This window comes from Microvirga sp. P5_D2, from assembly GCF_054049475.1.
Map to the genome: position 1 here is coordinate 1 of NZ_JBFUMH010000331.1, position 2,342 is coordinate 2,342.

A 2,342-nucleotide genomic window follows, 5' to 3' on the forward strand; every position below is an offset into this window, starting at 1 on the left:
TGGGCGGCTTCGCGCACCGTAATTCGCTCCGCCACGACGTCCCGCAGAATGTGAACCCGATCGATCTCTGGCCGGCTCATCCCGATCACCGTCATCAGATCCAATCTCCCCAGCACGATCACCCAGGGAGAGTGACATTTGTAACGGGGAGAGGAGTGACCTTTCTAACGGGGTTCTACAGGCCGAATTTCGCCGAAGGCCGTTTATGGAACGGTTCTCTTCAATGTACATAGGTGTTGGAATAGAATTGGTCTTGGGCCACTCCGATCCGAGGTGATCGCATGAGGCGGCGGCAGTTCATCAGGATGCTCGGGGGCGCCGTGGCGTGGCCGTTGGCCGCCCGAGGGCAGCAGGCACCACCGCCGGTGATTGGGATCCTCGACAGCGGTTCGCCTGACGCGGATGGGGACCGTATGCGTGCCTACCGCAAGGGCTTGAGCGAAACCGGGTACGTCGACCTCCTTCGCCTAAGGAATCACGCTTCACGAGCGAGGGGAATCGCCCAGAGAGTCAGATGCCAGCGCCCTGGTATAAGCACCCGGAAATTCGGTCGCTGCGACAACTCCCCCAATGAACTCAAGCCGTCTCACTCGATCACATCGTCGGCGCTAACAACCAGCGATGACGCGATAGTGAGGCCGATCTCCTTTGCGGTCTTCAGGTTAATGGCCAGCGCAAGTCTCGTGGGCTGATAAATCGGGTGATTGGCTGGACTGGCTCCGCCCAGTATTTCGACGATYTGGCGTCCCAGTTGCCGCATGACGTCGTCGAGACGCGGTCCATATCCAAGCAATCCACCCTCGTGCGCAGTCTCCGGCCACTGGTAAATGTCGGGGATGTGCAGTGCGGCGGTCTTCCGGATGATGACGTGGCGGTAGGCGTGCAGCAGCGGAGAGGCGAGGACGTTGAGCGCGGCAGCTGCCTCGGCTTTCGCCATGTCGATCGCGGGTCCGATCTCTTCGCCCTTTTCGACGCGGTGGACCAGAAGGATGACGCCCCGGCTTCGCGCGGCTTCGGCGAGGACTTGAAGCCGTTGAGGACCCGTGGTCCGTGTATCGGCCAGCACCGAGATTCGAGGCGCGCCTGAAGTGAATTCGATCAGCAGCTCCTGACGTTTGCCGTCGAGGTCCGATGCGAGCAGGCTAATGCCCGTCGTATTGCCTCCCGGTTGCGCCAGGGAGCGGGCCAGGCCTTCACCGACCATGTCGTCGGTGATGGCAACAATCGGGACGCTCGTCGTCGCTGCTTGGGCTGCACGGGTTGCCTCGGGACCGGCGGTAACGATGGCGTCGGGGCTGGTTCGGACCAGCTCCAGGGCGGCGGCCGCAAGCTGCTGGTATCCGGCATTCCGGTCACGCCGATCAATGGTGAGATTTCGACCTTCGACGAACCCGTGCCGGCGCAGTTCGTCGAACACCGGATTGACTGGCGCAAGCTCGCCGGGGGAGAGGAAACCGATCCGATAAGTGCGAGATGCCGCCTGTCCAGCCGCGCGCCATGGAGCGGCCAAAGCCAGCGCGCCACTGGCGAACCCAATGAATTCCCGCCTTCTCATGAGCTTTCCTTGCACCTCGCGCAGCATACGGGCGCAGGAGCGACCCGCTCGACCAGATCAGCGGCCCAGAGGGCGGTGATCGCCGGGACGAGATACCGCTCGTACAGTTCTGCGGCGGTGCCTTCGAGTTGCCACGGCTCATGGTGGGGCATGTGATGGGCATCGTCAACTTGACGGGTTGAAACGGGTCAGCCCATCCGAAATCGACAGATCAGAAGCCGGCCGCGAGGCCAGTCACCTCGGCCCAGATCTTAATGGCTTCAGCCCGGGACTGACGATGAGCGGCGGCGTTGGTGTTAGCGGGGCGACGGAAGAGGTTTCCAACCTGATCGTGAATGGAGAGAAATCGCTGGGCCTGACCGGCTGACTTGAAGCGTTTCATGATCCGCTCACGTCGTCGAGTGGGCTGATGGCTATTCTCGGCACGATTGTTCAAGCCTTTATGCTGTCGGTGTTCAACACCGGGCATGATCTCTCGCTTGGCCGCACCGTAGCTGGCCAGTTTGTCCGTGATCATCACACGCGGAGCGGTGCCTTGCTTCTTGAGCAGCTTCCGCAGCAGGCGTTTGGCGGCCTTGGCATTGCGGCGGCTCTGAACCAGGATATCGAGAACGGCCCCGTGCTGATCCACAGCGCGCCAAAGCCAGTGCTTCTTGCCGGCGATGCTGATCGCAACCTCATCCAGATGCCACTTGTCTCCGGATGCGGGCAGACGGCGGCGGATCTGGTCAGCAAAGCTCTGACCGAACTTCAGCGCCCACTGCCGCACCGTCTCATGACTGAACAG

General features: G+C 61.9%; 2 protein-coding genes. Both read right to left on the minus strand.

Going from position 1 to position 2,342, the window contains the following annotated elements:
- Positions 1-586: 586 nt before the first annotated feature.
- Positions 587-1,582 (minus strand): ABC transporter substrate-binding protein, encoded by a 996-nt coding sequence (locus tag ACXJKO_RS31330; RefSeq protein ID WP_457094903.1) that lies wholly within the window; start codon positions 1,580-1,582, stop codon positions 587-589.
- 184 nt (positions 1,583-1,766) lie between these two features.
- Positions 1,767-2,342: IS6 family transposase (locus ACXJKO_RS31335; protein WP_457094904.1), on the minus strand; the 576-nt coding region annotated here is incomplete at its 5' end.